This is a genomic window from Cupriavidus pinatubonensis, assembly GCF_019602855.1.
Lineage (GTDB): Bacteria > Pseudomonadota > Gammaproteobacteria > Burkholderiales > Burkholderiaceae > Cupriavidus > Cupriavidus pinatubonensis.
Window position 1 is genome coordinate 2,081,718 of sequence record NZ_CP080766.1, and the last position, 23,816, is coordinate 2,105,533.

Annotated in this window: 24 protein-coding genes; 12 read left to right on the plus strand and 12 right to left on the minus strand. The window is 65.3% G+C overall.

Features of this window, described 5'->3' with window-relative positions; all coding sequences use genetic code 11:
* Positions 1-206: 206 nt before the first annotated feature.
* On the minus strand, positions 207-674 hold the full coding sequence (locus K2O51_RS09440) for a winged helix-turn-helix transcriptional regulator (RefSeq protein WP_140950838.1): 468 nt from the start codon (positions 672-674) through the stop codon (positions 207-209).
* A gap of 90 nt (positions 675-764) precedes the next feature.
* Here K2O51_RS09440 and K2O51_RS09445 point away from each other — a divergent pair, with 90 nt between their 5' ends.
* Positions 765-1,370, plus strand: coding sequence for a GNAT family N-acetyltransferase (locus K2O51_RS09445; RefSeq protein ID WP_011300971.1), 606 nt, complete (start codon positions 765-767; stop codon positions 1,368-1,370).
* Positions 1,371-1,385: 15 nt separating this feature from the next.
* Here K2O51_RS09445 and K2O51_RS09450 read toward each other — a convergent pair whose 3' ends face one another.
* Together K2O51_RS09450 and K2O51_RS09455 are read right to left on the minus strand one after the other, a co-directional pair.
* The gene (locus K2O51_RS09450) at positions 1,386-2,363 is read right to left on the minus strand and encodes a Bug family tripartite tricarboxylate transporter substrate binding protein (RefSeq protein ID WP_011300970.1); all 978 of its coding nucleotides are present in this window, start codon (positions 2,361-2,363) and stop codon (positions 1,386-1,388) included.
* A gap of 151 nt (positions 2,364-2,514) precedes the next feature.
* Positions 2,515-3,387 (minus strand): EamA family transporter, encoded by an 873-nt coding sequence (locus tag K2O51_RS09455; RefSeq protein WP_041680267.1) that lies wholly within the window; start codon positions 3,385-3,387, stop codon positions 2,515-2,517.
* A gap of 182 nt (positions 3,388-3,569) precedes the next feature.
* On the opposite strand from K2O51_RS09455, the gene K2O51_RS09460 reads away from it, so the two are divergent.
* The gene (locus tag K2O51_RS09460; RefSeq protein ID WP_220630123.1) at positions 3,570-4,280 is read left to right on the plus strand and encodes an SDR family oxidoreductase; all 711 of its coding nucleotides are present in this window, start codon (positions 3,570-3,572) and stop codon (positions 4,278-4,280) included.
* A gap of 153 nt (positions 4,281-4,433) precedes the next feature.
* Positions 4,434-5,345, plus strand: coding sequence for an adenylate/guanylate cyclase domain-containing protein (locus tag K2O51_RS09465; protein WP_049796507.1), 912 nt, complete (start codon positions 4,434-4,436; stop codon positions 5,343-5,345).
* 2 nt (positions 5,346-5,347) lie between these two features.
* Here K2O51_RS09465 and K2O51_RS09470 read toward each other — a convergent pair whose 3' ends face one another.
* The 5 genes from K2O51_RS09470 to K2O51_RS09490 form a co-directional block, all read right to left on the minus strand.
* A complete protein-coding gene (locus K2O51_RS09470; protein ID WP_220630124.1) occupies positions 5,348-6,535 on the minus strand; it encodes a polysaccharide pyruvyl transferase family protein in 1,188 nt (395 codons plus the stop codon).
* A 5-nt stretch (positions 6,536-6,540) separates the two neighbouring features.
* The gene (locus K2O51_RS09475) at positions 6,541-7,263 is read right to left on the minus strand and encodes a YoaK family protein (protein WP_011300965.1); all 723 of its coding nucleotides are present in this window, start codon (positions 7,261-7,263) and stop codon (positions 6,541-6,543) included.
* A gap of 82 nt (positions 7,264-7,345) precedes the next feature.
* Positions 7,346-7,639 (minus strand): XapX domain-containing protein, encoded by a 294-nt coding sequence (locus K2O51_RS09480; RefSeq protein WP_011300964.1) that lies wholly within the window; start codon positions 7,637-7,639, stop codon positions 7,346-7,348.
* Positions 7,640-7,696: 57 nt separating this feature from the next.
* Positions 7,697-9,565 (minus strand): amidohydrolase, encoded by a 1,869-nt coding sequence (locus K2O51_RS09485; RefSeq protein ID WP_011300963.1) that lies wholly within the window; start codon positions 9,563-9,565, stop codon positions 7,697-7,699.
* Between the two features lie 106 nt (positions 9,566-9,671).
* Positions 9,672-10,358 (minus strand): hydrolase, encoded by a 687-nt coding sequence (locus K2O51_RS09490; RefSeq protein ID WP_011300962.1) that lies wholly within the window; start codon positions 10,356-10,358, stop codon positions 9,672-9,674.
* A 431-nt stretch (positions 10,359-10,789) separates the two neighbouring features.
* Here K2O51_RS09490 and K2O51_RS09495 point away from each other — a divergent pair, with 431 nt between their 5' ends.
* Positions 10,790-11,224: a DoxX family protein gene (locus K2O51_RS09495; RefSeq protein WP_011300961.1), complete on the plus strand. Its 435-nt coding sequence runs from the start codon at positions 10,790-10,792 to the stop codon at positions 11,222-11,224.
* Between the two features lie 79 nt (positions 11,225-11,303).
* Here the strand turns inward: K2O51_RS09495 and K2O51_RS09500 are convergent, their stop codons facing one another.
* Entirely contained in the window at positions 11,304-12,224 is a 921-nt protein-coding gene (locus K2O51_RS09500) for a LysR family transcriptional regulator (protein ID WP_011300960.1), read from the minus strand.
* A 137-nt stretch (positions 12,225-12,361) separates the two neighbouring features.
* The gene (locus K2O51_RS09505) at positions 12,362-13,834 is read right to left on the minus strand and encodes an MFS transporter (protein ID WP_049796506.1); all 1,473 of its coding nucleotides are present in this window, start codon (positions 13,832-13,834) and stop codon (positions 12,362-12,364) included.
* 764 nt (positions 13,835-14,598) lie between these two features.
* On the opposite strand from K2O51_RS09505, the gene K2O51_RS09510 reads away from it, so the two are divergent.
* From K2O51_RS09510 to K2O51_RS09535, 6 genes are all read left to right on the plus strand, one after another.
* The gene (locus K2O51_RS09510; RefSeq protein ID WP_011300958.1) at positions 14,599-15,567 is read left to right on the plus strand and encodes a Bug family tripartite tricarboxylate transporter substrate binding protein; all 969 of its coding nucleotides are present in this window, start codon (positions 14,599-14,601) and stop codon (positions 15,565-15,567) included.
* On the plus strand, positions 15,567-16,874 hold the full coding sequence (locus tag K2O51_RS09515) for a 3-isopropylmalate dehydratase large subunit (protein ID WP_140950971.1): 1,308 nt from the start codon (positions 15,567-15,569) through the stop codon (positions 16,872-16,874). Before K2O51_RS09510 ends, K2O51_RS09515 begins: the two co-directional genes overlap by 1 nt.
* Positions 16,871-17,413: a LeuD/DmdB family oxidoreductase small subunit gene (locus K2O51_RS09520; RefSeq protein WP_140950967.1), complete on the plus strand. Its 543-nt coding sequence runs from the start codon at positions 16,871-16,873 to the stop codon at positions 17,411-17,413. Before K2O51_RS09515 ends, K2O51_RS09520 begins: the two co-directional genes overlap by 4 nt.
* A complete protein-coding gene (locus tag K2O51_RS09525) occupies positions 17,410-18,264 on the plus strand; it encodes an isocitrate lyase/PEP mutase family protein (protein ID WP_011300955.1) in 855 nt (284 codons plus the stop codon). Before K2O51_RS09520 ends, K2O51_RS09525 begins: the two co-directional genes overlap by 4 nt.
* Positions 18,265-18,340: 76 nt before the next feature.
* Positions 18,341-19,153 (plus strand): GntR family transcriptional regulator, encoded by an 813-nt coding sequence (locus K2O51_RS09530; protein ID WP_011300954.1) that lies wholly within the window; start codon positions 18,341-18,343, stop codon positions 19,151-19,153.
* Positions 19,154-19,465: 312 nt separating this feature from the next.
* Positions 19,466-19,858 (plus strand): hypothetical protein, encoded by a 393-nt coding sequence (locus tag K2O51_RS09535; RefSeq protein ID WP_011300953.1) that lies wholly within the window; start codon positions 19,466-19,468, stop codon positions 19,856-19,858.
* A 144-nt stretch (positions 19,859-20,002) separates the two neighbouring features.
* On the opposite strand, the gene K2O51_RS09540 is transcribed toward K2O51_RS09535, so the two are convergent.
* Together K2O51_RS09540 and K2O51_RS09545 are read right to left on the minus strand one after the other, a co-directional pair.
* The gene (locus K2O51_RS09540; protein WP_011300952.1) at positions 20,003-21,298 is read right to left on the minus strand and encodes an NAD(P)/FAD-dependent oxidoreductase; all 1,296 of its coding nucleotides are present in this window, start codon (positions 21,296-21,298) and stop codon (positions 20,003-20,005) included.
* 38 nt (positions 21,299-21,336) lie between these two features.
* Complete coding sequence (locus tag K2O51_RS09545; protein WP_140950966.1) at positions 21,337-21,996, minus strand: HAD family hydrolase; 660 nt, start codon at positions 21,994-21,996, stop codon at positions 21,337-21,339.
* A gap of 127 nt (positions 21,997-22,123) precedes the next feature.
* Between K2O51_RS09545 and K2O51_RS09550 the strand changes: the two genes are divergently transcribed.
* Both K2O51_RS09550 and K2O51_RS09555 read left to right on the plus strand, forming a co-directional pair.
* A complete protein-coding gene (locus K2O51_RS09550; protein WP_140950965.1) occupies positions 22,124-23,110 on the plus strand; it encodes a LysR family transcriptional regulator in 987 nt (328 codons plus the stop codon).
* Between the two features lie 164 nt (positions 23,111-23,274).
* Positions 23,275-23,796 carry a flavin reductase family protein gene (locus K2O51_RS09555; RefSeq protein ID WP_049796505.1) on the plus strand — a complete coding sequence of 174 codons (522 nt, stop codon included), beginning with the start codon at positions 23,275-23,277 and terminating at the stop codon, positions 23,794-23,796.
* The last annotated feature ends 20 nt before the right edge of the window (positions 23,797-23,816 follow it).

Sequence of the window (23,816 nt, forward strand, 5' to 3'; positions counted from 1 at the left end):
CCGCATTGATGGGTGGTTGGATCGCCGTTGATCCGCCCACGTCATTTACGCAAGTGCTGTGCCAGGGGTGATGTGACGGTGAGAGCGATATTTCGCGGCAAAAGGGACCGATATGGTTCTGGCCCGTGCGCGTTGATGGGGCGCGTCGGCCGGCGCGGCACAGTCATGGTGCGATGCAATGTATCGCCGCGGTGCCAGCCAGGGAATCAGTCTTGTGGCGCGCCTGGCGTCGCCAGCGGTATGACGGCCATGTCGGAGGGCGACACGGCCTGGCCATCTTCATCGACCAGCGCCACGCTGACCCGCTGGCCATTCTGGCGCGAGCGGATCTCCACCGGGCCGGTGCCACCGGCGGCAAGGTGGCGGTCACCCCATTGCATCAGCCCGACCAGCACGGGCAGTAGTTCGACGGCCGCGCGCGTCGGACGGTACTCGAAGCGCTCGCGCTCGCCAGGTTCCTTGTAGCCGACGCGGCGCAGCAAGCCGGCCTCGGTCAGCGTCTTCAGCCGGGCTGACAGCACGGCCGGCGAACATTCAAGCCGGCGCAGGAAGTCATCAAACCGGGTCACGCCGTGGAAGATGTCGCGCAGGATCAGGATCGTCCACTTCTCGCCGATCAGCGAGAGGGTGGCGGCGATCGAGCAGTCACTAAGGACGGTGGACGTGGCTTTCATGATGCACTGAGCATAGCATGCTGACTTCATTTGCAAAAGTCAGGGGTTCGCCTATACTCTGGCTACAAATATTGAAGTCAGGTGGCGGTCATGGTTGAGATAAGGCAAGGCCTGCAAGCACGTACGTCGGTACAAGGGGGCAACGAGCAATGGGCGCTCCGGCGCGGCGCACAGGCAACGTTGCGGCAGGCGGGCGCAGACGATGAAGCCGCGGTACGTGAACTGGTGGAAGGCTTGTCGCGCGACAGCCGCTATTTCCGCTTCCTGACAGGCGGCCGGGTCGCGGACTCCATCATCGAAGGGTTGGTCAGGCCAGGCGCCGAAGGGGCTGCGCTGGTCGTGACCGTGCCGACCGTGGATGGCGGCGCGGAAGTGGTGGCCAACGGCCAGTTCGTCGTGACGGACCGGGATACCGCCGAATTTGCCGTGGTGGTGGCCGATGACTGGCAAGGCCAGGGTCTTGGCCGCCGGCTCATCACCAAATTGCAGCAACTTGCGCAAGCGGCCGGTGTGCGCCGCCTGCGCGGTGATGTGCTCAGCGAGAACCGCCGCATGCTTGCCATCCTTCGCGGACTGGGCTTCAGCTGCCGCCGCAATCCCGAAGACAGCTTCCTGCACGAGGCCACGCTTGCGTTCGGGGCAGCCGATGCGGACGCCACCGCAAGCCTGCCCGCCGGCTGGTTCGCTGCCCGCTAAGCGGGGCGCGCAAGACTATTCGACGCGCGCGCCCGACGCCTTCACCACGCGTTCCAGCACCGGCATGGCCGACTGGTAATCCTCGCGGAAGCGGGCCGACGTGGTGCCCATGGCTTCCAGCCCGGCCACCTGCAAACGCGCCTTGACGGCCGTGGTATTCGCTGCGGCGATGGCCTCCTTCTCCAGCCGGGCGAGCACCGGTGCCGGCGTGGCTGCCGGCGCCACCAGCACCAGCCAGCCGACCGGCCGGAACTCCGGTTCGCTGAGCCCGGCCTGCTCGAACGTCGGGACGTCCGCGATGGTGCCGATCCGCTTGTCGCCGGTCACCGCCAGCGCGCGCAGCTTGCCGGACTCCAGATACGGCTTGATCGACATATACGAGCCGATTGCCATCTGCACCTGTCCGCCGATCAGGTCCTGCAGCATGGGCGCCTCGCCCTTGTAGGCGATATGGCTCATGTCCATGCCGCGGCTGTTGCTCAGGAAGGCGCCCATCAGGTGCGCGGCCGAGCCGACGCCCCATGAGCCGTAGTTGACCTTGCCCTTGTTCTGCTGGGCCCACGCGACGAATTCCTTCACGCTTTTCGCCTGCACCGACGGGTGGACCGCCAACACGAGCTGGCCGGTCGCGACCTGGGAGATCAGCGCGAAGTCCTTGCGCGGATCGTAGGGGAGCTTCGCGTACACGAACTGGTTGGTCATGATGGGCAGCGTGGTGGTGAACATCATGGTGTAGCCATCGGCAGGCGCCTTGGCGACATAGCTCGCGCCCACGATGCCGCTGGCGCCGGCACGGTTCTCCACGACCACGGGCTGGCCCAGGCGTTTGCCCATTTCGTCGGCCATCGCCCGGCCGACGACATCGGCGGAGCCGCCGGCGGGGAACGGCAAGACCATGGTGATCGGCTTGCCGGGCCACGTCTGGGCCGCGGCAATCGAACAGAGGCCGGCCATGAGGCTGAATGCTGCCAGTGCCACCTTGATGGTTCGCATGCTTCCTGTCTCCTGTGTTGGACGCCAGAGTTGTACTGCGCGGTCCAATCTGAAGCCCGGCCCAGGTTCAGTCAAGCGCGGCAGGCAAAGGGAAAACCATGAACTGGCCGCCATCGCGGCGGGTTTGCTGCGCCGCATTCACGGCGAGAATTCAGGCCGCCGCCTTGCCCCGCGCGGTAGCCGTGCAACCGATCGAGGCCACGATGATGCTGGCAATTGCTAGCCACTGGATCATGCTGAGTTGCTCATGCAGGAACGCCAGCCCGGCCAGCGCGCCCATGGCGGGCTCCATGCTGAGCAGGATGCCGAACGTCCGTCGCGGCAGGCGCTTGAGCGCGACCATTTCAAGTGAATAGGGAATCGCGCTGGACAACACGCCCACGGCCAGCCCCGCGAGCAGCAGCGGCGGGCTGAACATGGCCGTGCCGGCGTGGGCCAGGCCGAACGGCAGCACGACCAGCGCCGCCATGGTCAGACCGAGCGATGTGGCCTGGCCGCCGTGGGCATTGCCCGCGCGCTGGCCGAAGATGATGTAGAGCGCCCAGCCAACCCCCGCCGCGAGCGCGAAGCCCATGCCGACCGGATCCAGATGCGTGGACGCTTCGCCCAGCGGCAGCAGCAACAGCAGCCCGGTGACCGCGAACGCGATCCACAGGAAATCGATGGCACGCCGCGACGACAGCACCGCCACGGTGAGCGGTCCGGTGAATTCGATCGCAATCGCCAGCCCCAGCGGAATGGTGCGCAGCGACATATAGAACAGCAGGTTGGTGGCGCCGAGCGCGGCACCATAGAGCGCAATGGCCCTGGCATTGGCGCCGGACAGCGGCATCCGCCACGGTCGCCACACCGCGAGCAGGATCAATGCCGAAAAGCTCACGCGCAATGCGGTCGTGCCCTGCGCACCCAGCGCCGCAAACAGCGACTTGGCGAACGAGGTGCCGATGCACAGGGAGGCCATCGAGCCGGTCAGCGCCACGACGGCGAGAAGGGTGGCGCTTTGCCGCAAGCGGGTAAGAGGCAATTGGGGATCCTGAATGGGTGAGGCAGCAGCGGGTGATGCAGCCGCATCTTGGCGCATGTACGGGCCGTGCGCCATAGACGGGCGCAAGGATTCCGCTCTGTACAGTTCAGCCGACATCCGCATTTCCCTTTGCGTGCCGCCCGACTATGGTGAAGGCAGTCCTTCGCTACGGGAGCCCGAAGATGGAAGCCGCCATTCGTCATGTCGTGATCACCGGCGCCGCCGGCGCCTTGGGCCGCGCAGTAGCCAGCCGCTTTGCCGGGGAGGGCTGCCGGCTGGCCCTGATCGACCGTGACCTCCAGCACCTGCAAAGCGTCTTCGCCCATCCCGATGCGGACGGCGGCATGTTGCTGCGCGAGGCCGATGTCACCTCGGATACCGGCATGTCCCGCGTCGGTGCGGAGATACTGGATACCTTCGGTGCCGTGGACGTCGTGGTCCATGTGGCCGGCGGCTTCGAGATGGGCGAGGCCACGCACGCCATCAGCCGCGAGTCATGGATGCACATGATGGACCTGAACGCGTGGTCATTCATCGCCGTAACGCGCCCGTTCATTCCCGCCATGCTCGCGCGGGGCAGCGGCAAGGTCGTGGCCGTCACGGCACGCAGTGCGGCGGCGGGCGTGGCTTCGATGGGCGCGTACTGCGCGTCGAAGAGCGCGCTGCAGCGGCTCGTTGAAAGCCTGTCGCGCGAGGTACGCGCCGGCGGCGTGAACGTCAACAGCATTGCGCCAGGAGTGCTCGATACGCCGGCCAACCGGCGGGACATGCCGGGGACGGATCCTTCAGTGTGGGTGTCGACGGGAGCGGCTGCACGGATGGTATCCATGCTGGCATCCGATGCGGCGGCCATGGTGCATGGGCAGCACTGGGTGCTGGATGGATTGAGCTAGGGGCCGGAGACCGCCACCGTGTTTGCCCCCGCTCCCATCGTTTGCCATTCGGGTTGAGGATCGCCGGTCGCGGTGCCAGAATTCCAGCATTGCGCGATCGCGTGACTGCAATGAGGACGTGGCCCGTCGGAACCGAGGCGGGCCGGCGTGCATATGGACCGAGAACCGCTTAACGAGGCGTCGCAAGGGTCGGTAATGTTCGCCGACCTCAGCGGTAGCACGCGGCTGTACGAAGTGGCCGGCAACGCAGCGGCGATGGCCGCGGTCGCGCGATGCCTCGGCGTCATGCGGTCCTGCTCGCAGGATTGCGGCGGGCGCATCGTCAAGACCATCGGCGACGAGATCATGGTGGTGTTCCCGGCGGCGGAACGCGCACTGCAGGCCGCGCTCGATATGCAGCACGCGGTGGCCGAACTGCCGCCGGTGGCCGGTGTGCCGATGTCGATCCATATCGGCTTTCATCACGGGCCGGTACTATCTGATATCTCAGGCGATGTGTTCGGCGATACCGTGAATCTCGCGGCGCGGCTGTCCAAGCTGGCATCGCGCGGCCAGATCATCACCAGCGCGGAGTCCGTCGGCGGCCTGCCTGACTGGCTGCGCCGGACGACGCGCTACCTGTACCCGATCCAGGTACGCGGCAGGGAGCAGGCGGTCGAACTGTTCGAGGCGATCTGGCAACAGGCGACCGACCTGACGCTGATCGACACCGAAAGCCCGCGTACCGCGTGTTCGGTGTTTCTCACGTTGCGCTACCGCTCGGCGCTCGTGGAAATGAATCTCGCCTCCGCGCCTGTCACCATTGGCCGTGACAGCACCATGACGATCGTGGTGGCGGACCGGCGCGCCTCGCGGTTCCAGGCCACCGTGGAGTCGCGCGCCGGGCGCTACGTGCTGGTCGACCGGAGTTCGAACGGCACGCACGTCACCATCGACGGCGAAGAGAGCTTCATCCTGCGCCGCGACGACGTAATGCTGCGCAGCCACGGCTGGATCACGTTCGGCCAGTCGATGGAAGGCGTCGACGAAGGCGTGGAGTTCTTCGTGCGCGTCGAGCGTGTCTGACGCTAGGCGCTTCCCACGAACGCCTCGACCAGTTCCCGCGCGAAAGCGTCGCGCTCTGTCTGGCTAGTGCTCATGGCCTCGGCCATGCCCAACGCAAGGGCCGACGGCGGCACTGCCGCAGGCGCGCCGGCCGATCCCCACGTCCCGGCAAACGCGGCTTGCTTGCTGGACCCGAGCGATTGCCCGGGACGCAGCAGGCCCACGCGCGGCAGCGCAAACGCGCTCGCGACGATGCTGCCGTGCAGGCTGCTGCCCGCGTAGCCGCGGCTATGGGCGACCAGCGCGCAGATATCCCACAGGTTGAGCGAGCCAAACACGCGCACCGGCACGCTACCCATGAGCGCCGCCAGGCGCCGGTAGACGTCCAGGTCGTCATGCCATGGCGCGGCGCCCGCGCGGAACAGCACGATGCCCAGATCCCAGTTCGTGGCCATCTGTTCGAGCTGCCGTGCGAGTGCGGCCAGCGTCTCGTCATCGCCGAAATCAGCGCTGCACTGCACGGCCAGGTATCCGCGCGGGAATGTGGACATCACGCGGGCCAGCTCGCCTTGCCGGGCGTGCTCCCGGATGCGCGGTGCAAACATATCGGCGACCATCACCGCCGGATCGGGCGCGAGATGGCAACTGACGCCCGCGGCTTCCAGCATGGTGCGGGTCTGCAGGTCGCGTACGCTGATGGAAGTGGCGGCCTTCAGCTTGGCTACCACTTCGGCACGCATGGCTGGCTCGAGCCGGTCAAGGTCGAGGCCGCCCACGGCGTGGTAGCGCACGCTGGCGACGTTGGCAAACAGGCCATCGGGCAACAAGTACGGGGCGAAGTCGCGCAGCCCGAGCTGTGCGCTCGCCCAGGCGGCGCGTTGTGCCGGCTGCGCATCGAGCCGCGCGACCACCGCCTGCGCCTCGTTCGGGGGCAGCAGCATCACCGCGGCTTCCCACGCGCTGCACGTCAGGATCTCTCCACCCACATGAAAGATGTCAACGGGCGTGTCGCCCAGGCTTTCGGCCACCCGCGCCAGCGCCCGTACCTTGTGGCCGCCGTACGCCGACAGGTCGCGATCCGCCAGGCCGCCATAGTGCAGCGCACGGCCTTTCATTACGTGTGCGGCGATGTGTGCGAGCAGCAGATCGCCGAAGTTATGGCGGTCGAATGCGCCGAAGAGGATGGCGGGGCGATGTTCCTGCGCCTTCACGGCATTCAGCTTGCCGCTGACGGCTGGCCGTGGCGCCAGGCCGGAATGCCGATGGCGACGAGCAGCACGGCCGGCAGCAGCACGCACCACACGGACAATGTGGCATAGCCGACTGCCCCGAGGATCGCGCCCAACGCGAACGCGGCCAGGGCCGGGCCCATCTTGCGCAGCCGCCGCCGGATCGCTTCGCGTTGCGCGCCCGATGCGGATGGAAGATCAACAAGGTCGATCACGATCTGCGTCGTGTTGCCGGTCATGATCGTCGTCGGTCCCAGCTCGAGCAGCGATGTCCGTGACAGCGCGTTCTGGATACCCATGGCCATGACGGCAAGCATGCCGGCCACGAGCGCGGCCGGCGCCGACGGATCGGTGACGGGCGCGGCATGCAGGCTCGCGGCCATGAACAACAGGAGCAGCACGGCTTCGGTCAGCAGCAGCGGGGCGACCGGCGAGCGGCCGGACTTGCCGAGCCGCACTTCGGCGACCCGGGTCGCCGCGACGGCCAGCACAAAGGCGGGCAGCGCGAGCAGCTTGGCGAGCAGGCCTGCCTCGTTGCCCGTGACATCGACGCCGATCATGATGAAGTTGCCTGTCACATGCGCTGTGAACAGCCCGAACAGCGAGACGAACCCGACGACATCGACATAGCCGGCGATAAACGCGAGGATGCAACCCGTGGCGGGGCCCGGTGCCGACGCGGCAAGATCGGGGCGCGGTGCGGTGCTCACTGCGGTCCCGGCGGCAGCACAAGCCGCGCGGTACACGTGCTGGCACATGCCGACCGGGATTGACCGCTCTTGTATCCCCGGATCATTGCCCGCTTTCCTTGCCGCGCGCAGCCAGCGTGACCGGTGGCTCGGTCGTGCCATCCGCCTTCGGTGGCGCGCCGGTAATCTTGGGCACGCACTCGCTGCGGAACCAGGCCGCGGTCACAGGTTCGCCCGCGACGACCCGCTTCACCGTGGGCACGACCTGTTCGCCGATCAGCATGCCGAGCAGCCCGATCAGCGCGATGGCCGGTGGTGCGGGCGACCGTACCTGCAGCAGCGCATAAATGATGCCGACGAGAATCCCGGCGGCGAGCGAGACGATATAGACCTTCATGGTCGGACTCCGGTTGGTTGGTGGCGCGCCATCATGGCGCTCCGGTGCGGCGCGACATCAGAACGCCCAGCACGAGCAGCCCATTGCGCCCCAGAACGAGCGCTCATCGGAAACGGGCAGGCTTGCCGCCCACGCGTCCGCGTGCGCGTGGCCGTGCACGCCGCAGGCGCTGGCGCAACCGCAAGCGGTGTTCGCCATCGCGCGGGCCTGTGCCTGTGGCCGCGGCTGGTAGCGGCTGCCGTGACGGGCCGGCGACCAGTCCGGCATCGGCGGCGGCAGCTCGGGCGCATGCTTGCCGAATTCACCGTCGCCGTAGACCACCTTGCCACCGAGCACGGTCATGACCGAGGTGATGTCCTGAATCTCGTCGCCGGGGACCGCGAAGTAATCGTTTGACAGCACCGCCAGGTCTGCAAGCTGTCCGACCGCCATCATGCCCTTCTTGCCTTCCTCGTTCGAAAACCACGTATTCGCTTCGGTCCACAGCCGCAGCGCGGTCTCGCGGTCGAGCAGGTTGGCCTGCGGATACATCGACATGCCGCCCACCGTCTTGCCGGTAGTGAGCCAGTACAGCGACACCCACGGGTTGTAGGACGCGACGCGCGTGGCGTCGGTGCCCGCACCGACCTTGACGCCGCGCTCGAGCATCTTCCGGATCGGCGGGGTGCGTTCGGCCGATCTTGCGCCATAGCGTTCGACGAAATACTCGCCCTGGTAGGCCATGCGGTGTTGCACCGCGATGCCACCGCCAAGCGCCGCGATGCGGTCGATATTGCGGTCGCTGATGGTCTCGGCGTGGTCGAAGAACCAGTGCAGGCCGTCGAATGGCATGTCTCGCGCGACCTTTTCATACACATCGAGCGCGCGCGAAATCGTCTCGTCGTAGGTCGCATGCAGGCGCCACGGCCAGCGGTTCTCGACCAGCAGCCGGATCACAGGCTCCAGGTCGCCTTCCATCGACGGCGGCATCTCGGGCCGTTCGACGCGGAAGTCCTCGAAGTCGGCGGCCGTATAGACCAGCATCTCGCCGGCGCCGTTATGCCGGTACAGATCGTCGCCCTGGCCGGGCTTGACCTTCCCGGCCCAATTGCGGAAGTCGCTCAGTTCTTCCTTCGGCTTCTGCGTGAACAGGTTGTACGCGAGCCGCACCGTGAGCTGGCCTTCCCTGTGCAGTTCTTCGATGATGCTGTAGTCCTCGGGGTAGTTCTGGTAGCCGCCACCCGCATCGATCACGCCCGTCACGCCCAGCCGGTTCACCTCGCGCATGAAGTGCCGTGTCGAATTCTTCTGGTACTCGGGCGGCAGTTTCGGCCCCTTGGCCAGCGTGGCGTAGAGGATGGTGGCATTGGGCTTGGCCAGCAGCAGGCCAGTGGGGTTGCCGCTTGCGTCACGAATGATTTCACCCCCGGGCGGGTTTGGCGTGTCTTTCGTGTAGCCGACCGCGCGCAATGCAGCGCCGTTCAGGATTGCGCGGTCATACAGATGCAGGATGAACACGGGCGTGTCGGGCGCCGCCGCATTGAGTTCCTCGATGGTTGGCAGGCGTTTCTCCACGAACTGGTGTTCGGTGAAGCCGCCGACCACGCGCACCCACTGCGGGGCGGGCGTGCGCGCAACCTGGTCGCGCAGCATGCGCATGGCATCGGCCAGCGAGCGCACGCCGTCCCAGCGCAGTTCCATGTTGTAGTTCAGGCCGCCACGGATGATGTGCATGTGGCTGTCGATGAGTCCCGGAATAGCACGGCGGCCACCAAGATCGATCACGCGCGTGCTGCTGGCGGCGGTCTGCATGATGTCCTGCTTCGTGCCGACGGCGGCAAACCGGCCATCGCGAATGGCGACTGCTTCGGCTTGCGGATTGGCCCGGTCCAGCGTGGTGAACTTGCCGTTGACGAGAATCAGGTCCGGGGCGGTCGAAGCATTCATGGCGAAACTCCTGTAGGCGTTGGCATGGCAAGGTGACGGCTTATGGCGGGCGCGGCGGCGGTTGCCGCTGCGCCCGCGATCCACTCACGTCAATGTGTCAGTGAGCTCAGCGTGCCGGGACTGCCGGAATGGCCTCGTGCTGCGTTGACGTACGCTGCTTCGCCTTGTGCACCATCGTGTACGCGTAGTCGACGCCCATGCCATAGGCGCCCGAATGCTCCTTGACAAGCGCCATGACCGCATCATAGGTATCGCGGTGGGCCCAGTCGCGCTGCCATTCAAGCAGCACCTGCTGCCAGGTCACGGGCACCACGCCGGCCTGGATCATGCGGTGCATGGCATAGTCATGCGCCTCTTTGGACGTGCCGCCGGACGCATCGGCCACCATGTAGATCTCGTAGTCGGCGTCGTGCATCGCGCTGAGCGCGAACGTGTTGTTGCAGACTTCCGTCCACAGCCCCGACACCACGACCTTCTTGCGGCCCGCAGCAGCCAGCGCGTCGCGCACCTTCTGGTCGTCCCAGGAATTCATCGACGTGCGTTCCAGCAGCTTGTGGCTCGGAAACACGTCGAGCAATTCGGGATACGTAAAGCCCGAGAAGCTTTCGGTTTCCACGGTGGTGATCGTGGTCGGGATATTGAAGATCTTCGCGGCCTTGGCGAGCCCGATCACATTGTTCTTCAGGACTTGGCGGTCGATAGACTGGACACCGAATGCCATCTGCGGCTGATGGTCGATGAAGATCAGTTGGCAATTCTGCGGAGTCAGGACTTCTAGCTTCGGATTGCTCACGGTTTTCTCCTTGGGGCGGGAAAGACGCCACACCTTCGCTGTCGCATGGGGCGCGACGGCATGGCGGCGGGGGACAAATTATCATGCGGCGATGGCCGCAGCGCCAACTGCGTGGGAAAGCATGTCATTGGGCACTTGCCGGCAATGCCGGGAGCGCTGCGAAAGTATAACGAGGCGATTCTGACCGGCATAACGGATTATTTCGAACAGACTATTCGAATAAGTGGATGAGTCTGGGGAGGAATCCGTTATTCAGGCCCATAGCATTCTTGGATACCCTAAAGCGACAGCGGTAGGACGATGTCGATGAAAAAAATAAAAACGTGAGTTAACTTCTTTATTCGAACGATCATGCACTAACATGACTTCGCTTCGCCGGCCTTGCAGCAGCGTTGCGGCGCGGCACATCACTATCTTCGAGAGAGCAAGCAATGATCGAGCATGGCAGTCTGACTCCGCCGGCGGCGGAAACCCGCGTGGCCCGCTTCGCGACACCGGTGGTGCGCTGGGTGGCACTGCTGGGCCTGTGCGCGGCCTACCTGCAGGGCGGGCTGAACAAGGCGCTGGACTTCCCCGCGGCCATGGCCGAGATGCACCATTTCGGTCTTGCGCCGGCCGGGCCGCTCGCGGCGGCGACCATTGCGCTCGAACTCGGCGCCTCGGCGATGATCCTGGCCGGCTTCTACCGCTGGCTCGGTGCGCTTGGCCTGGCGGCTTTCACGCTGATGGCGACGTTCCTGGCGAACCGCTTCTGGGAAGTCTCCGGCGATGCCCGTTTCATGATGGAGAACGCCTTCTTCGAGCACCTCGGCCTGGTGGGGGGATTCCTGCTGGTGGCCTGGTACGACCTGCGGGAGAGGGCCTAGCGGCCGCTGGCGACGGCGGTGCGCGCTTTCCCGTCTTGTTCCGGTCTTGTCGCCGGGCCAGTCTGCGCGCCTTCGCCAGTCAGGCTGGCGCCTGAAGCCCAAGGCTTTGGCGCAGGGCGTTGGCGAGCGCCTCCTTGCGCTCGATCCACCAGCCGATCGCCCTGCCGGGATCGTTGCTGCGCCAGGCGATATGAAAGGTTTGTGGCGGGCGCTCCTCGCCCAGCCGCCGCACGACGAGCCGCCCTTTGTCGATATGCGGCTGCGCGGCGCACACCGGCAGATAGCCGCATGCAAGGCCGGACAAGAGCACGGACACTTTCGCATCGAGTGTGGGCACGCTGATGTGTCGCTGGCCTTCCACCAGCGTGTGGAGCGGATCGGGCGCACTGTCCTGCGGCAGCCAGACTTCCACGAACTGGTGTTGCCACAGCACGGTGCAGTCGATGGGCTCCTCCACTGCCGCGAGCGGGTGCCCCGGCGCGACGACAAAGATCGACCTCGCGGTGCCGGCGGGCACCGTGAACAGCCCCTGCACCGCGGGGGGATCTCCGACCGCGCCAATCAACAGGTCAACGCTGTTGGTGGCTAGCGCCAACCAGTTGTTGCCCGGCAATTCCTGCGAGAACAGCAGGCGCGTATAGCTGTTTTCCGCCTGGAATGCCGAGATGAACGGCAGGATGGCGTCAAACGGAACCAGCGCGTCGGTCGCAATCTTTAGTTCGGCCTCCCAGCCGGCCTCGGCGCGCCTGACGCGTTCTTCGAGGTCGTTCGCGGCGCGCAGCAAACGGCGCCCTTCGTCCAGCAGGACCTCGCCTGCCAGCGTCAGGCGCACGCGGTGCGCGCTGCGATCGAACACCGTGATGCCCAGGTCGCTTTCGAGTTTCTGCACGACATAGCTCAGCGACGACGGCGCCTTGTGCAGTTCCTTGCCGGCAAGTGCGAACGTGCCACAGCGCGCAATGGACTCGACTACCTGCAGCGCATCGAGCGTGATTCTCATTGTTGAATATTTGGGTCGTTAGATTCGGGGAATTCGTCTATATGAATAGACGCCTTTTGTATATTACCGCGTGAATTAAACAAAAGCTGCATGGTTGTTACTTTTAAAGGCGCGGTATGAGTATCTGCCGATTTCCGTCAACCAGTTTCTTCGTGTCGGCCGCTTGCCAATGGCGGGGCAATCTCCTCGAGCGGGCGCCGCTCGGCATCGATCCCGTAGCGCAATGCCAGCAGGCCGGCCGCAATGACCAGTGCGGCGCCGAGCCCGTAGCCGGCCGCGACCGCTTCACGGCTGCCGCGTTCGATCAAAGTGCCAAGCAGCACGGGTGCGATGAAGCCGCCGGTGCCGGTGCCCACCGCATAGAAGACCGAGATCGCAAGCGCGCGCATTTCGAGAGGAAAGACCTCGCTGGCGGTCAGGTACGCCGAGCTGGCGGCGGCCGAAGCCAGGAAGAACACGGCGGACCAGCACAGCGCCTGCGTGGCAGCGTCGAGCCAGCCTTGCGTGAACGCCCACCCGGTGGCGGCCAGGCCGAGGCCAGACAGCACGTAAGTGGCCGCAATCATGCGGCGCCGGCCGACCTCGTCGAACAAAGGGCCGAGGACCAGCGGCCCCACTGCATTGCCCAGCGCGAACGGGAACAGGTAAAGCGCGACACGGCCATCCGGCACGCCGTAGAAGCGTGTCAGCACGAGTGCGTAGGAGAAAAAGATCGCGTTGTAGAAGAAGGCCTGCGCCAGCATGAGGGCCAGCGTAATCAGGCTGCGCTGCCGATAGCGCAGCACCAGCAGGCGCAGCACATCGCGTATGGACGGCGGTGGCGTCGGGACGTGAATGTGCGATGCTGCGGCCGGCGAGCCCGCGCGCATCCGCACTGTGGGGAAGACCTGCGCCTCGATGTCCGCAATCACGTGTTCCGCTTCGCCGATGCGGCCGTGCATGGCCAGCCAGCGCGGGCTTTCCGGCACATGCCGGCGCACCAGCATGATGGCAACGGCCAGCACCGCGCCCAGTGCGAAACATGCGCGCCAGCCCCACACGGGACCCAGCACGCGCGGGTCGAGCAGCAGCAGGCTCAGCCCGGCTCCGAGCGCGGCGCCGACCCAGAAGCTGCCGTTGATCGCCAGGTTCACGCGGCCGCGCACACGCGCGGGAATGAGTTCGTCGATGGCGGAATTGATGGCGGCATATTCGCCGCCAATGCCAAGGCCGGTAAAGAACCGGCACACCGCGAACATGGCGAAGCCTGTTGAAAACGCCGTCGCTAGCGTGGCGGCCATGTAGACCAGCAGCGTGACAAGGAACAGCCGCTTGCGGCCGAGCCGGTCGGCCATGCGGCCGAACAACAGCGCGCCGAGCACGGCGCCGCCAACATAAAACGAACCCGTCCAGCCGACCTCGGTCGCGGTAAGCGCCAGCGTGTCGCGGCGCTCCAGCACGGCGCCGACCGAGCCGACCAGCGTGACCTCGAGGCCGTCGAGCACCCAGGCGATGCCCAGCGCGAGCACCACGCGCCAGTGCCAACGCGACCATGGCAGGCGGTCAAGCCGTGCGGGGATGCTGGCCTGCCGGTCGTCGGTCGGAGAGGAAAGGCTGCTTCTCGTCGAAATGTCGGGATCCGAAGCCGTGGCTGCACGGGGGCTCGTGCCAGCCGATGCTGTTCAGTATAGGCGCTGAGGCTGGCTTCTCATTCCGGGCAGGGTTGAGGCAAGTGTCCGTACGACGCGGTGCACTACAACGTGGAGTCGTTTTGCCAAGTCGCTTCATTCGTCAGACGCCTGCCCAGTTCCTGAATCCGCTTGCGTGCCCGGCGCACGCACTCCTGGGACGCGATATGAGGGGCGGGCCACCGTTGGATGCCTCGACAGACTCGCTGAAAAATGAAGTCAATCTCATTCTCAGTGAAGTCCCCAAAGTCGCGGTATGTCGTACGTTTTTCTTTTAGATACGTGTCCAGCTCGACTTCCGCCAACGTCAGCGCGCTAGCCAGCAGAAATCGCGAATGCAGGCGCAACCAGCGGCGGCGCCACCGCCTGTAGCCTTCGTTGTTCATTTGACCCCCAGTACCCGGAAACCTTTCTCCGCGTGCGGCCTGAATGACAGAAAAACTGGCCTGATGCGGGCGGCAACATTTTTGAGATCCATCATAGGTTGCTGCCGGTCCGGCAGCAAATATGGAATCCCGAGAATGGGACCTACTAAAGAGGGGGAACGATCGTTGAGATGGCCGGTGTGGCGACCGGGCGGTCGCAGTTGCTCTGGCACTCACCATAAGTGGTACCTTGGATAGGACCACGCGGTTCCATTGAACGCGGCTGGCGCCGGGCATAGAGTCCACTTCACCGAAGTTGCTAGAACAGCGGTGGAGACCGACATGCCTTTCAGCAAGAGACAATTCCTGGCCAGTGCCGCGCTGACCGTCCTGGCCTCGATGGCCCCGGCAGTGCACGCTGCAACCGACAAGCCAATCACGATCGTAGTCGGCAGCCCGGCCGGTGGCACTACCGACGCGCTGGCGCGCCTGATTGCCCGTTCGATGGGCGAGACGCTGCAACGCAGCGTGGTGGTGGACAACAAGCCCGGTGCTGGCGGCAATATCGCCGCGCAGTATGTTGCGCGCAGCACGCCGGACGGCACCACGCTGCTGATGAGCTTTACTGGCCATACCATCAACGCCTCGCTCTACAAGAATCTGCCGTTCGATGCGGTCAGGGACTTCACGCCGATCTCGATGGTCGCGCGGGTGCCCAGCGTGCTGGTGGCGCGCAAGAACGCGCCGTTCGACAACACTGCCGGCCTGATCGATTATGCGAAGCGCAACCCCGGCAAGCTGAGCTTTGCCATCGGCGCGCAGGGGTCATCGCTGCATCTGGCCAGCGAGCAGTTCAAACTGCAGACTGGCACCGATATCCTGAACATTCCCTACAAGGGCACCAATCCCGCTCTGACCGACCTGCTGGCCGGCACCGTGGACCTGATGTTTGCCAGTACCGTCAATGTGCTGCCGCATGCGAAGTCCGGCGCGCTCAAGATACTCGGCGTCAGCAGCAGGCAGCCGCTGCCGCAGCTCCAGGGCGTGCCCACCATCGGCAGCACCGTGAAGGGATTCGAGTCGTCGGCATGGTTCGGGCTGTTTGGGCCGGCCAAGCTGCCGCAGGCCACCACTGACCAGCTGTATCGGGCGGTGAAGATCGCGGTGGAGGATCCCGCGTACAAGCAGCGCATGGAAGCCGAGGCCGCCAGCGCGGTGAGCATGACGCCGCAGGCGTTCGCGCAGTTTGTCCGCAGCGATATCCAGCACTGGGCCAAGGTGATCCAGGCATCGGGCACACGGGTGGAATGATGGCGCAGGTGTCCGCACAGGCCGTCGCAGCGGCCACGCCCCAGACGCTCGCCCAGAAACTGCTGGCCCGCGCATCCGGCCGCGCGCATGTCACGCCGGGCGAGATCGTCACCTGCCGTGTCGATCTGGCCATGATGCATGATTCGGGTGGCCCGCGGCGCGTCAAGCCGCTGCTGGAGAAGATCGGCGCCCGGGTCTGGGACCCGTCCAGGGTGGTGGTGGTCACAGACCACTATGTGCCGGCCCATGACGCCGACAGCCGCAAGATCGTGCAGATCGCGCGCGAGTGGGTCAGGGAGGAGGGCGTGGCGCGCTTCCATGACATGGAGGGCATCTGCCATGTGGTGGTGCCGCAGAAGGGCTACCTGCGTCCGGGCATGATGGCGGTGGGTGGTGACAGCCACTCCTCAACGGGTGGGGCCTTCGGCACATACATGTTCGGCATCGGGGCGACAGAGATGCTCGGCGTACTGGTGACCGGCGAGATCTGGGTGCGCGTACCGCAGACCCTCCGCATGCAATGGCACGGCCGGCTGCGCCCCGGCGTGTCGGCAAAGGACATGATGCTGCGCATGTGCACGCAATTCGGCATGGACGGGGGCCAGTATCAGGCCGTTGAATATGCCGGCACCGCCGTGTCGGCGTTGTCGATGCAGGAGCGCATGACGCTGTCGAACATGACCGCGGAGCTGGGCGCCCAGGTCGGCCTGGTGGCGCCCGACGCGGTGACGCGCGACTGGCTGTTCGACGCCGGCGTGGAGCCATCGGAGATTGACGTCGACCGCTGGCAGTCGGACGCCGGCGCCGCATGCCTGGCTACGCACGACTTCGACGCTGCGTCGCTGGCGCCGCAAGTGTCGCGGCCGCATACCCCGGCCGATGCCAGCGACGTCGACAGCCTGGGCAATGTGGCGGTCAATATCGCATACATCGGTGCCTGCACCGGCGCCAAGCTCGACGACCTGCGCATGGCCGCGCAAGTGCTGCGCGGACAGCGCGTGGCGCGCAATAGCCGGCTGCTGGTGGCGCCGGCCAGCGCCGCGGACCAGGCGCAGGCCGAGCGCGAAGGCACGCTGGGCGCGCTAGTGGCAGCCGGCGCAGAGCTTCTGCCGAATGCTTGCGGCGCGTGCGCTGGCTATGGCGAGCACCGCTTTGGCGAGGACACCGTGGTGATCAGTACCACTGCGCGCAATTTCAAGGGACGCATGGGCGCCGCATCGTCGCAGGTTTATCTCGGTTCGCCCTACACGGTGGCCGCGTCTGCAATTGCCGGCCGAATCGCCGATCCACGGGGGATGCTGTCATGAACGACACGCTCATGCCCGCCACAGGGGACTTCACCGGTCGCGCCTGGGTGTTCGGCGACGATATCAATACCGACCTGCTGGCGCCCGGCGCGTATATGAAGTACGGCATCGATGCGCTCGCGCGCCATTGCATGGAGCATGTCGATCCCGGGTTTGCCGCCGCGGTGCGGCCCGGAGACATCGTGTTCGGCGGGCGCAATTTCGGCGCGGGCTCGTCGCGCGAACAGGCGGTGGAGGTCTTGCGGCATCTGGGCGTGGCAGCCGTAGTCGCGCCCTCGTTCGCCGGGCTGTTCTATCGCAACGGCTTCAATCTGGGCCTCCCGCTGTTCACATGCCCGTCGCTGCCGCGTATTGCGGCGGGCCAGCGCGCCGGTTGCGATCTTGCGCGTGCGCAGGTCTTTGTCGAAGGCCTCGCGCCACTACAATGCGAACCGGTTCCGCCGCACCTGGTGGACATGATCCAAGACGGCGGCCTGGTGCCGCACCTCGCCCGCAAGATCGCGGCGGGCCAACTTTCCGTGAACGGAAATCCAGCATGACACTGAAGCAACGCCTGCAACAACCTGGCATCGTGACCGCACCGGGTGTCTATGACGCCTTTTCCGCACTGCTGGTCGAACAGGCCGGGTTCCAGGCTGCCTATCTTTCCGGTGCCAGCCTTGCCTACACGCGCTTTGGCCGGCCGGATATCGGCTTACTGTCGCTTGATGACGTGGCTTCTGTCACCCGCAATATCCGCGAGCGCGTGGCGCTGCCGCTGATCGTCGATGCCGACACCGGCTTCGGCAATGCCCTCAACGTCGTGCAGACCGTACGCGTGCTCGAGCGTGCCGGCGCATCGGCGATCCAGCTGGAAGACCAGGCGATGCCGAAGCGCTGCGGGCACCTCGATGGCAAGTCGGTGATCCCGGCCGCCGAGATGGCGGGCAAGATCCGCGCTGCCTGCGACGCGCGCCGCGATGCGAACACGCTGATCATCGCCCGTACCGACGCCGTGGCGGTGGAGGGCATGGAAGCGGCGCTGGAACGCGCCGAGCGCTACGCCGAGGCCGGCGCCGATCTGCTGTTCGTGGAGGCGCTGCGCAGCCGCGAAGACATGTCGGCGGCCATCGCCAGGCTCGGGACACGCGCGCCGCTGCTGGCCAATATGGTCGAAGGCGGCAAGACGCCGGTGCTGCCAGCGCCGGAACTGGAAGAGATCGGCTTTCGTGTCGTGATCTTCCCCGGCGGTACCGTACGGGCGCTGGCCTTTGCGCTGCGCGACTACCTGCAAAGCCTGGGGACGCATCAGACCACCACACCGTACCTGGACCGGATGCTGTCGTTCCAGGCGCTCAACGAGCTGATCGGCACACCTGAAATGCTGGCGCTGGGCAAGCGCTACGAATAGGGCAGCATCGCTTGTTCAACTAGCGCGACGCGCGTACCGTGGCGGCAATGCCCGTACGCTTGTCAGCCTATTGCCCATGCCTTTGGATGCCAACCCCGATCTTCCCCGCTTTCAGCAAGTCCGGCTGATCCTGCGCGACCGTATCCGCGGCGGCTACTACGAGACCGGCATGCCGCTACCCGGCGAGCGCCAGCTAGCCGAAGAATTCGGCGTGGCGCGTGTCACCGTACGCTCGGCGCTGGCGCGGCTGGAAGAGGAGGGAATGGTTGCGCGTCTGCGCGGCAAGGGCACCGTGCCGACCTTCCGGCATGCGGCAACCGCCGCCACGGCGGTGCGCGGCGGATTGCTCGACAACATCGTCAGCGTCAGCAAGCGCACGCGCGTCACGGTCCTGGAATGGAAGCGCATGCCGGCCCCGCCGGCAGTCAGCACGGCGCTGGACCTGCCGCCTGGCGCCGCGGTGCTCAAGGTGGTGCGCGTGCGCAAGTTCAAGGCGCAGCCGATCGCCTATACCGAAGTCTTTGTGCCCGACGACCTGGCCGGCGCGCTCGACCGGCATACGTTGCAGGACACGCCGATGCTGGTTGCGCTGGAGCAGCACGGCGTGCATGTCGTTTCCGCCGACCAGACGCTGGGAGCCGCCGTGGCGGATCTCCAGGTTGCCCGCATCCTGCGGCTGAGTCCCGGGGTGCCGCTGCTACGCGTTTCGCGCATCGCCACGGATCGGCAAGGCCGGCGTGTGCAATACCTGGTGGGCTTGTATCACCCGGAGCGCTACACCTACCAGATGCGCCTGTCGCGCGTGGGCGGCGCTACGCGGGTCTGGATCGATGCCGATTCGTCGGAGGGTGACGCGGCAGGCAGCACGACGATTTCGCCGCTGGAGTAAGTGAGGGTGAGTAGTCAAGGCATTGAGCGAGCCTGGGCGATGATCGACACCCTGACTGTAGCCTTGCCGACGTGCCTTACCCTTCTGTGGGGAGGGCGCAGTTGATTAGAAACCGGCCCAGTTCGTTTCGAAGCAAGTGGAAGGGTGGTTCTCTGGCCAACAACGCGGACCCGCGTCGCGCACGCGAATAACGCCTCACTTGCCCAATGGCAAGCCTCGTAAATGCCCGTTGCAAAATCGAACAGAATGTCAGGCGTCGCGCCGCTACAGTGATTACTCCCATGCCTTTAGGCTATTCCAGGAGTTAACCGAATGAAGCAACATCTGGCGAAATCCCTGTTGATGGCTGGCGCGATGCTCGCGTCCTGCCCGCTGTTCGCGCAGCAGGCGCAGCCCAATCAGCCGACCCAGCCGATGCCATCCATCCAGCCAGCAGCGCCTGCAGCCCAGCCGATGCAAGGCGCACAGGCCATCCAGGCCGCACCGGCGGCAACCATCCCGGCGGCCGGGGCCATGCCCGCCGGCGGCAATACTTATGCTCAGACGGCTGGACAGCCGAGCCAGCCGGGCATGGCCTCCGCACCGGTCGACATGACCGCGGCCGGCAGCGCGGGCCAGGGCATCGATCCCGCCAGCATGCGCCTGGCGCCCGATGCGCTCGGCACCCGCCTTGGCCAGCGCAGCCCGTTCCTCGACGGGGCCTGAGCGGGCCACGTTATTCAATTCATGCGCGCACGCGGTTGCGTCTATGGAACAGTGACGTACACCTCGCGGTAGTCAAGGTAGCGTTGGAGAACACCAAAAGCTGGTCTCCAACGCGCTTTCCGCTTTGCCGCGAAGTTCCGGGCTTCAATCCAGCCGATAACCGGCACCCAGCAACCGCTCCAGTCGCTGGGACAGCGTCATCGCGACGGCTCGCGCAAAGCCCTGGATCGCCAGCACGTGACGTCGATAGATGACCGCGTGCACCAGTTTCGCCAACGCGCCTTGTACCTGCCAGCCATCGCTGGCGCCAGGCGCAAGCAGATGGCACAGCGCCATGTCGTCAGCCAACGAGATGACAGAGCCACGATCTTGAAATTTGAACCTGGCTACGGGCTTTCCGGCGAGCGCACGGGGCAAGGCTCGGGCCAGGTAAATGGCCTGCTGATGCGCGACTTGTGCTCGCGTAGGAAGCTCTGCCAGTTCGCCCGCCGGACGGAAGCTCGCGCAATCGCCCAAGGCATAAATATGCTCGTCTTCCAGGGTCTGGAGCGTGTCTCCCACCCGAACGCGTCCGTTGCGGGTCACCTGCAGGCCGATGTTCGACAACACCGGCGATACGGTAACGCCGGCAGTCCATATTGTCACGTCCGCGGCAACGGGGTCCGCGCCTGCAATATGCAGGCAGTCGGGTCGGACCTCGGTGACGCGCGTGTTAAGGAGAATCTGGATACCCTGCGCCTGCAACTCAGCTGCCGTCCTGTCGGCGAGGCGATGATCCATGCCCGGAAGAATATTGCCGGAAGCCTCGACGAGGCGTATCTCGGTGCCGCGGTCAGGATCGAGCGAATGAATGCCGTACTGGCTCAGCACGCGCGACATCTGCCGCACCTGGGCTGCCAGTTGCACGCCGGTGGCGCCCGCGCCGACAATGGCGACGCTGGCTCGCGCGGGACCGTCGGCTGCTTTCGCTTGCGAGGACACGCGGCGCAGCGCATCCACGATCTGGGTCCGCGCATACTCGGCGCCGGGTACGCTATCCAGCGCCAGCGCGTGCTCCCTCGCCCCCGGGACACCGAAGTACTGGGTGGTGCCGCCAATCGCAAGCACCAATGTGTCATAGGCCAGCGCCGTCACGTGCGTGGCACCATCGCTTCCGGCTGTCGTGATCGCCAGTGTGCGGTTGTCGCGATTCAGTGAGGTGAACTCTCCCTGCAAGAAACGAAAGCCGTAGCGGCGCGCCTGGAGCGCGAATGACGTGTGGTGGATGTACGGCTCAAGCTTTCCTGCGGCGACTTCGTGCAGCAGGGGCTTCCAGAGGTGTGTCCTGTAGCGGTCCACCAGGACAATCTTCGCCAGGCCGCGCTTGCCCAATTGCTTTCCCAGCCGGGCCGCGAGTTGAAGGCCAGCGGTTCCGCCGCCAGCAATGACGATTGTCTTCATTCCATCCCCCTCTATGCGTTGGTAGTGCCCACGACGGCTCATGCCGGGGCGGCCAATGTCCCTAGGGACGTGTAGCGCGACGGCTGGGCCGGTGCGCCTTGCATGAAGTGCATCTCGATGTCCTCGAACGACGGCCACGACGCGGTGGGCACGTCGGAAAGGATGGTTGGGCCCTCGTCCTGGCGCGATGCCATGCTGTCCCCCAGCCGCATCACCGGCATGCCAAGCGCATCCGCGGCATGGGCCTCACTGGCATTTGCACCGATGAACAGCGCGCGGTCGGCAGGAAGGTCGACGGCATGGAGCACAAGCCGCAGCAGGTCTGCGTGGCCGCGGCCGTGGCCAAGCGAATCCGCGGTGGCAATCACGGTAAAGCGGTCGGTACAGGCTGGCTGGTCATAACTGTCAAGCAGCGCGCTCAGCATGCGGGACGACATCATGGTCACGATGGCAAGCCTGGCTCCGGCTTGCTCGGCTTCGCGCATCAGCTGTTCGATTTGCCGGCGCACAGATACCTTCGCCACCGCGCTTGCCTGTACGAATGCCTCCTGATATGCCGCGCAGAAGTCTTCGCCAATTGCGCTGCCAGGAGCGGTTTCCGACTGGTGCCGGGTGGCTGCGGCCGAGCCGGCGGCGTGTTGCGCTTTCGTCTGGAACAGCACGTGGTCGGCGGAAACAATCAGCAATTCGATCGACATGGTGGACTCCTGGATGGTTTGGCGGAACGCGGAGGGGCGGCGCGATCAGGTCTTGACGTTTGCACTGTACGCGGGAAAACTCATATTGAATAATTGAGAAACAAATCCGACCGATAGGTTTTCTTCTATGCATAAGACCACCACCTTCCGGCAGCTCAATGCGATCGACGCGGTCGCGCGCCTGGGCGGCGTATCGCGGGCAGCCGAGGAGTTACACCTGGCCCAGCCGACGGTTTCGCTGCAATTGCGGCTGCTTGAAGAGGCCACAGGCACGCCGCTGGTGCAGCGTTCCGGGCGCGGCTTGCTGATGACGCCCGCGGGCGAAGTGATGGCAGGCTACGCGAGCCAGATCCTCAAGCTATGGCGCGACGCGGTGGAAGAGGTAGCTGCCTTGCGCGGTGGGATCGCGGGGACCCTTCGCGTCGGCGCGATCACCACCGCCGAGTATTTGCTCCCGCAGATGCTGGTCGCGTTCACCCAATGCCATCCGGATGTGAAGATCGTGCTTCGGGTCGGCAACCGCGAAGAGATCGTGCGCATGCTGGGGATGCACGAAATCGATCTCGCCATCATCGGGCGGCCGCCGTCCGAGCTCAGGACGAATGCGGTGACCTTTGCCAAGCATCCGATGGCCTTCATTGCCGCACCCGATCATCCATTGATGGCCCGGCGGCACATCACGATGCAAGACCTGCTTGCGGAAAACCTGCTGGTCCGCGAGCGGGGCTCTGGTACGCGCGATACCGTCGAACGCCTGTTCCGCGAGGCGGGGCTGCGCTTGCCACACGGGTCCGAACTGTCCAGCAATGCGGCGATCAAGCGCATGGTCTCGGCCGGGCTGGGCATCGCGTTCCTGTCGTTGCATGCCTGCACGCTGGAGTTCGAAGCGGGCTTGATCGATGTGCTGCCGCTCGCAGGCAACCCGGTGGAGCGCGACTGGTACGTGGCGCACCTGCCGGCGGTCCGGTTGCCGCCGGTAGCGTCGGCATTCCGCGCGTTCCTGGTCGAAAACGGGCCAGAAGAGATCCACCGGCAACTGGAATCGTTCGACGGTATTCTCAAGCGGCTGCACCAGTCCGAACGCCGGCGGTCAAAGCGTGCGCGTGCGGGCTGAATCATTCCCACGGGTCGGGACGCCTGTAGACGATCTTCCCTGGCGCGATTGTCCTAATGGAACGACGGACTGGTTCTACCTCTCGCCTGCAGGATCTGATGTACTAGGGACACACAACAGGCTGCATGGCGCACCGGTCGACGCGCCCGCTGAAAGGAAAAGCGATGGAACATATTGATGGTCTGACTCTTCGCAAGGCGCTGGGTGCTTTCCCCACCGGGGTGACCGTGATGACCACTTTGGACACCACTGGAAGGGCATGTGGCATCACCGTCAACTCCTTCAGTTCTGTCTCGCTGACTCCGCCCCTGATCTTATGGAGCCAATCTCTTTCATCAAGGAGCTACCCCGTGTTTCGGGATGCCGAGCGGTTCGTCGTAAATATCCTCTCTGAGCACCAAATACAGGTATCCAGGCAATTTTCGACAGCCAGCGACGATAAGTTCCGCAATATCGTCAGCCGCCCGGGTTTGGGGGGTGTTCCAATTATCAGTTCATGCGCTGCCAACCTGGAATGCGTGAAGATTTCCGCTCATCCGGAAGGTGACCATGTCGTTTATATCGGACGGGTTGTCCGCCTGGAACGGTCCGCGAACAGGCCGCTCGTCTTCGGCAATGGACGCTACCTTGTCGCACGCGCCCATCAGCAGGATGAGCTCGATGCGGTGCTCCCATTGGAGGCCTAGGGCTGGTGGTGTCTGCAGCA

Bases quoted from the DNA above. Each gene is read 5' to 3' on its own strand.
- K2O51_RS09460 (WP_220630123.1), top strand. From the start codon at position 3,570: ATGGAAGCCGCCATTCGTCATGTCGTGATCACCGGCGCCGCCGGCGCC.
- K2O51_RS09525 (WP_011300955.1), top strand. From the start codon at position 17,410: ATGACACTGAAGCAACGCCTGCAACAACCTGGCATCGTGACCGCACCG.
- K2O51_RS09515 (WP_140950971.1), top strand. From the start codon at position 15,567: ATGGCGCAGGTGTCCGCACAGGCCGTCGCAGCGGCCACGCCCCAGACG.
- K2O51_RS09450 (WP_011300970.1), bottom strand. From the start codon at position 2,363: ATGCGAACCATCAAGGTGGCACTGGCAGCATTCAGCCTCATGGCCGGC.
- K2O51_RS09495 (WP_011300961.1), top strand. From the start codon at position 10,790: ATGATCGAGCATGGCAGTCTGACTCCGCCGGCGGCGGAAACCCGCGTG.
- K2O51_RS09520 (WP_140950967.1), top strand. From the start codon at position 16,871: ATGAACGACACGCTCATGCCCGCCACAGGGGACTTCACCGGTCGCGCC.
- K2O51_RS09540 (WP_011300952.1), bottom strand. From the start codon at position 21,298: ATGAAGACAATCGTCATTGCTGGCGGCGGAACCGCTGGCCTTCAACTC.
- K2O51_RS09545 (WP_140950966.1), bottom strand. From the start codon at position 21,996: ATGTCGATCGAATTGCTGATTGTTTCCGCCGACCACGTGCTGTTCCAG.
- K2O51_RS09440 (WP_140950838.1), bottom strand. From the start codon at position 674: ATGAAAGCCACGTCCACCGTCCTTAGTGACTGCTCGATCGCCGCCACC.
- K2O51_RS09530 (WP_011300954.1), top strand. From the start codon at position 18,341: ATGCCTTTGGATGCCAACCCCGATCTTCCCCGCTTTCAGCAAGTCCGG.
- K2O51_RS09445 (WP_011300971.1), top strand. From the start codon at position 765: ATGGTTGAGATAAGGCAAGGCCTGCAAGCACGTACGTCGGTACAAGGG.
- K2O51_RS09500 (WP_011300960.1), bottom strand. From the start codon at position 12,224: ATGAGAATCACGCTCGATGCGCTGCAGGTAGTCGAGTCCATTGCGCGC.
- K2O51_RS09535 (WP_011300953.1), top strand. From the start codon at position 19,466: ATGAAGCAACATCTGGCGAAATCCCTGTTGATGGCTGGCGCGATGCTC.
- K2O51_RS09510 (WP_011300958.1), top strand. From the start codon at position 14,599: ATGCCTTTCAGCAAGAGACAATTCCTGGCCAGTGCCGCGCTGACCGTC.
- K2O51_RS09555 (WP_049796505.1), top strand. From the start codon at position 23,275: ATGGAACATATTGATGGTCTGACTCTTCGCAAGGCGCTGGGTGCTTTC.
- K2O51_RS09485 (WP_011300963.1), bottom strand. From the start codon at position 9,565: ATGAATGCTTCGACCGCCCCGGACCTGATTCTCGTCAACGGCAAGTTC.
- K2O51_RS09480 (WP_011300964.1), bottom strand. From the start codon at position 7,639: ATGAAGGTCTATATCGTCTCGCTCGCCGCCGGGATTCTCGTCGGCATC.
- K2O51_RS09550 (WP_140950965.1), top strand. From the start codon at position 22,124: ATGCATAAGACCACCACCTTCCGGCAGCTCAATGCGATCGACGCGGTC.
- K2O51_RS09465 (WP_049796507.1), top strand. From the start codon at position 4,434: ATGGACCGAGAACCGCTTAACGAGGCGTCGCAAGGGTCGGTAATGTTC.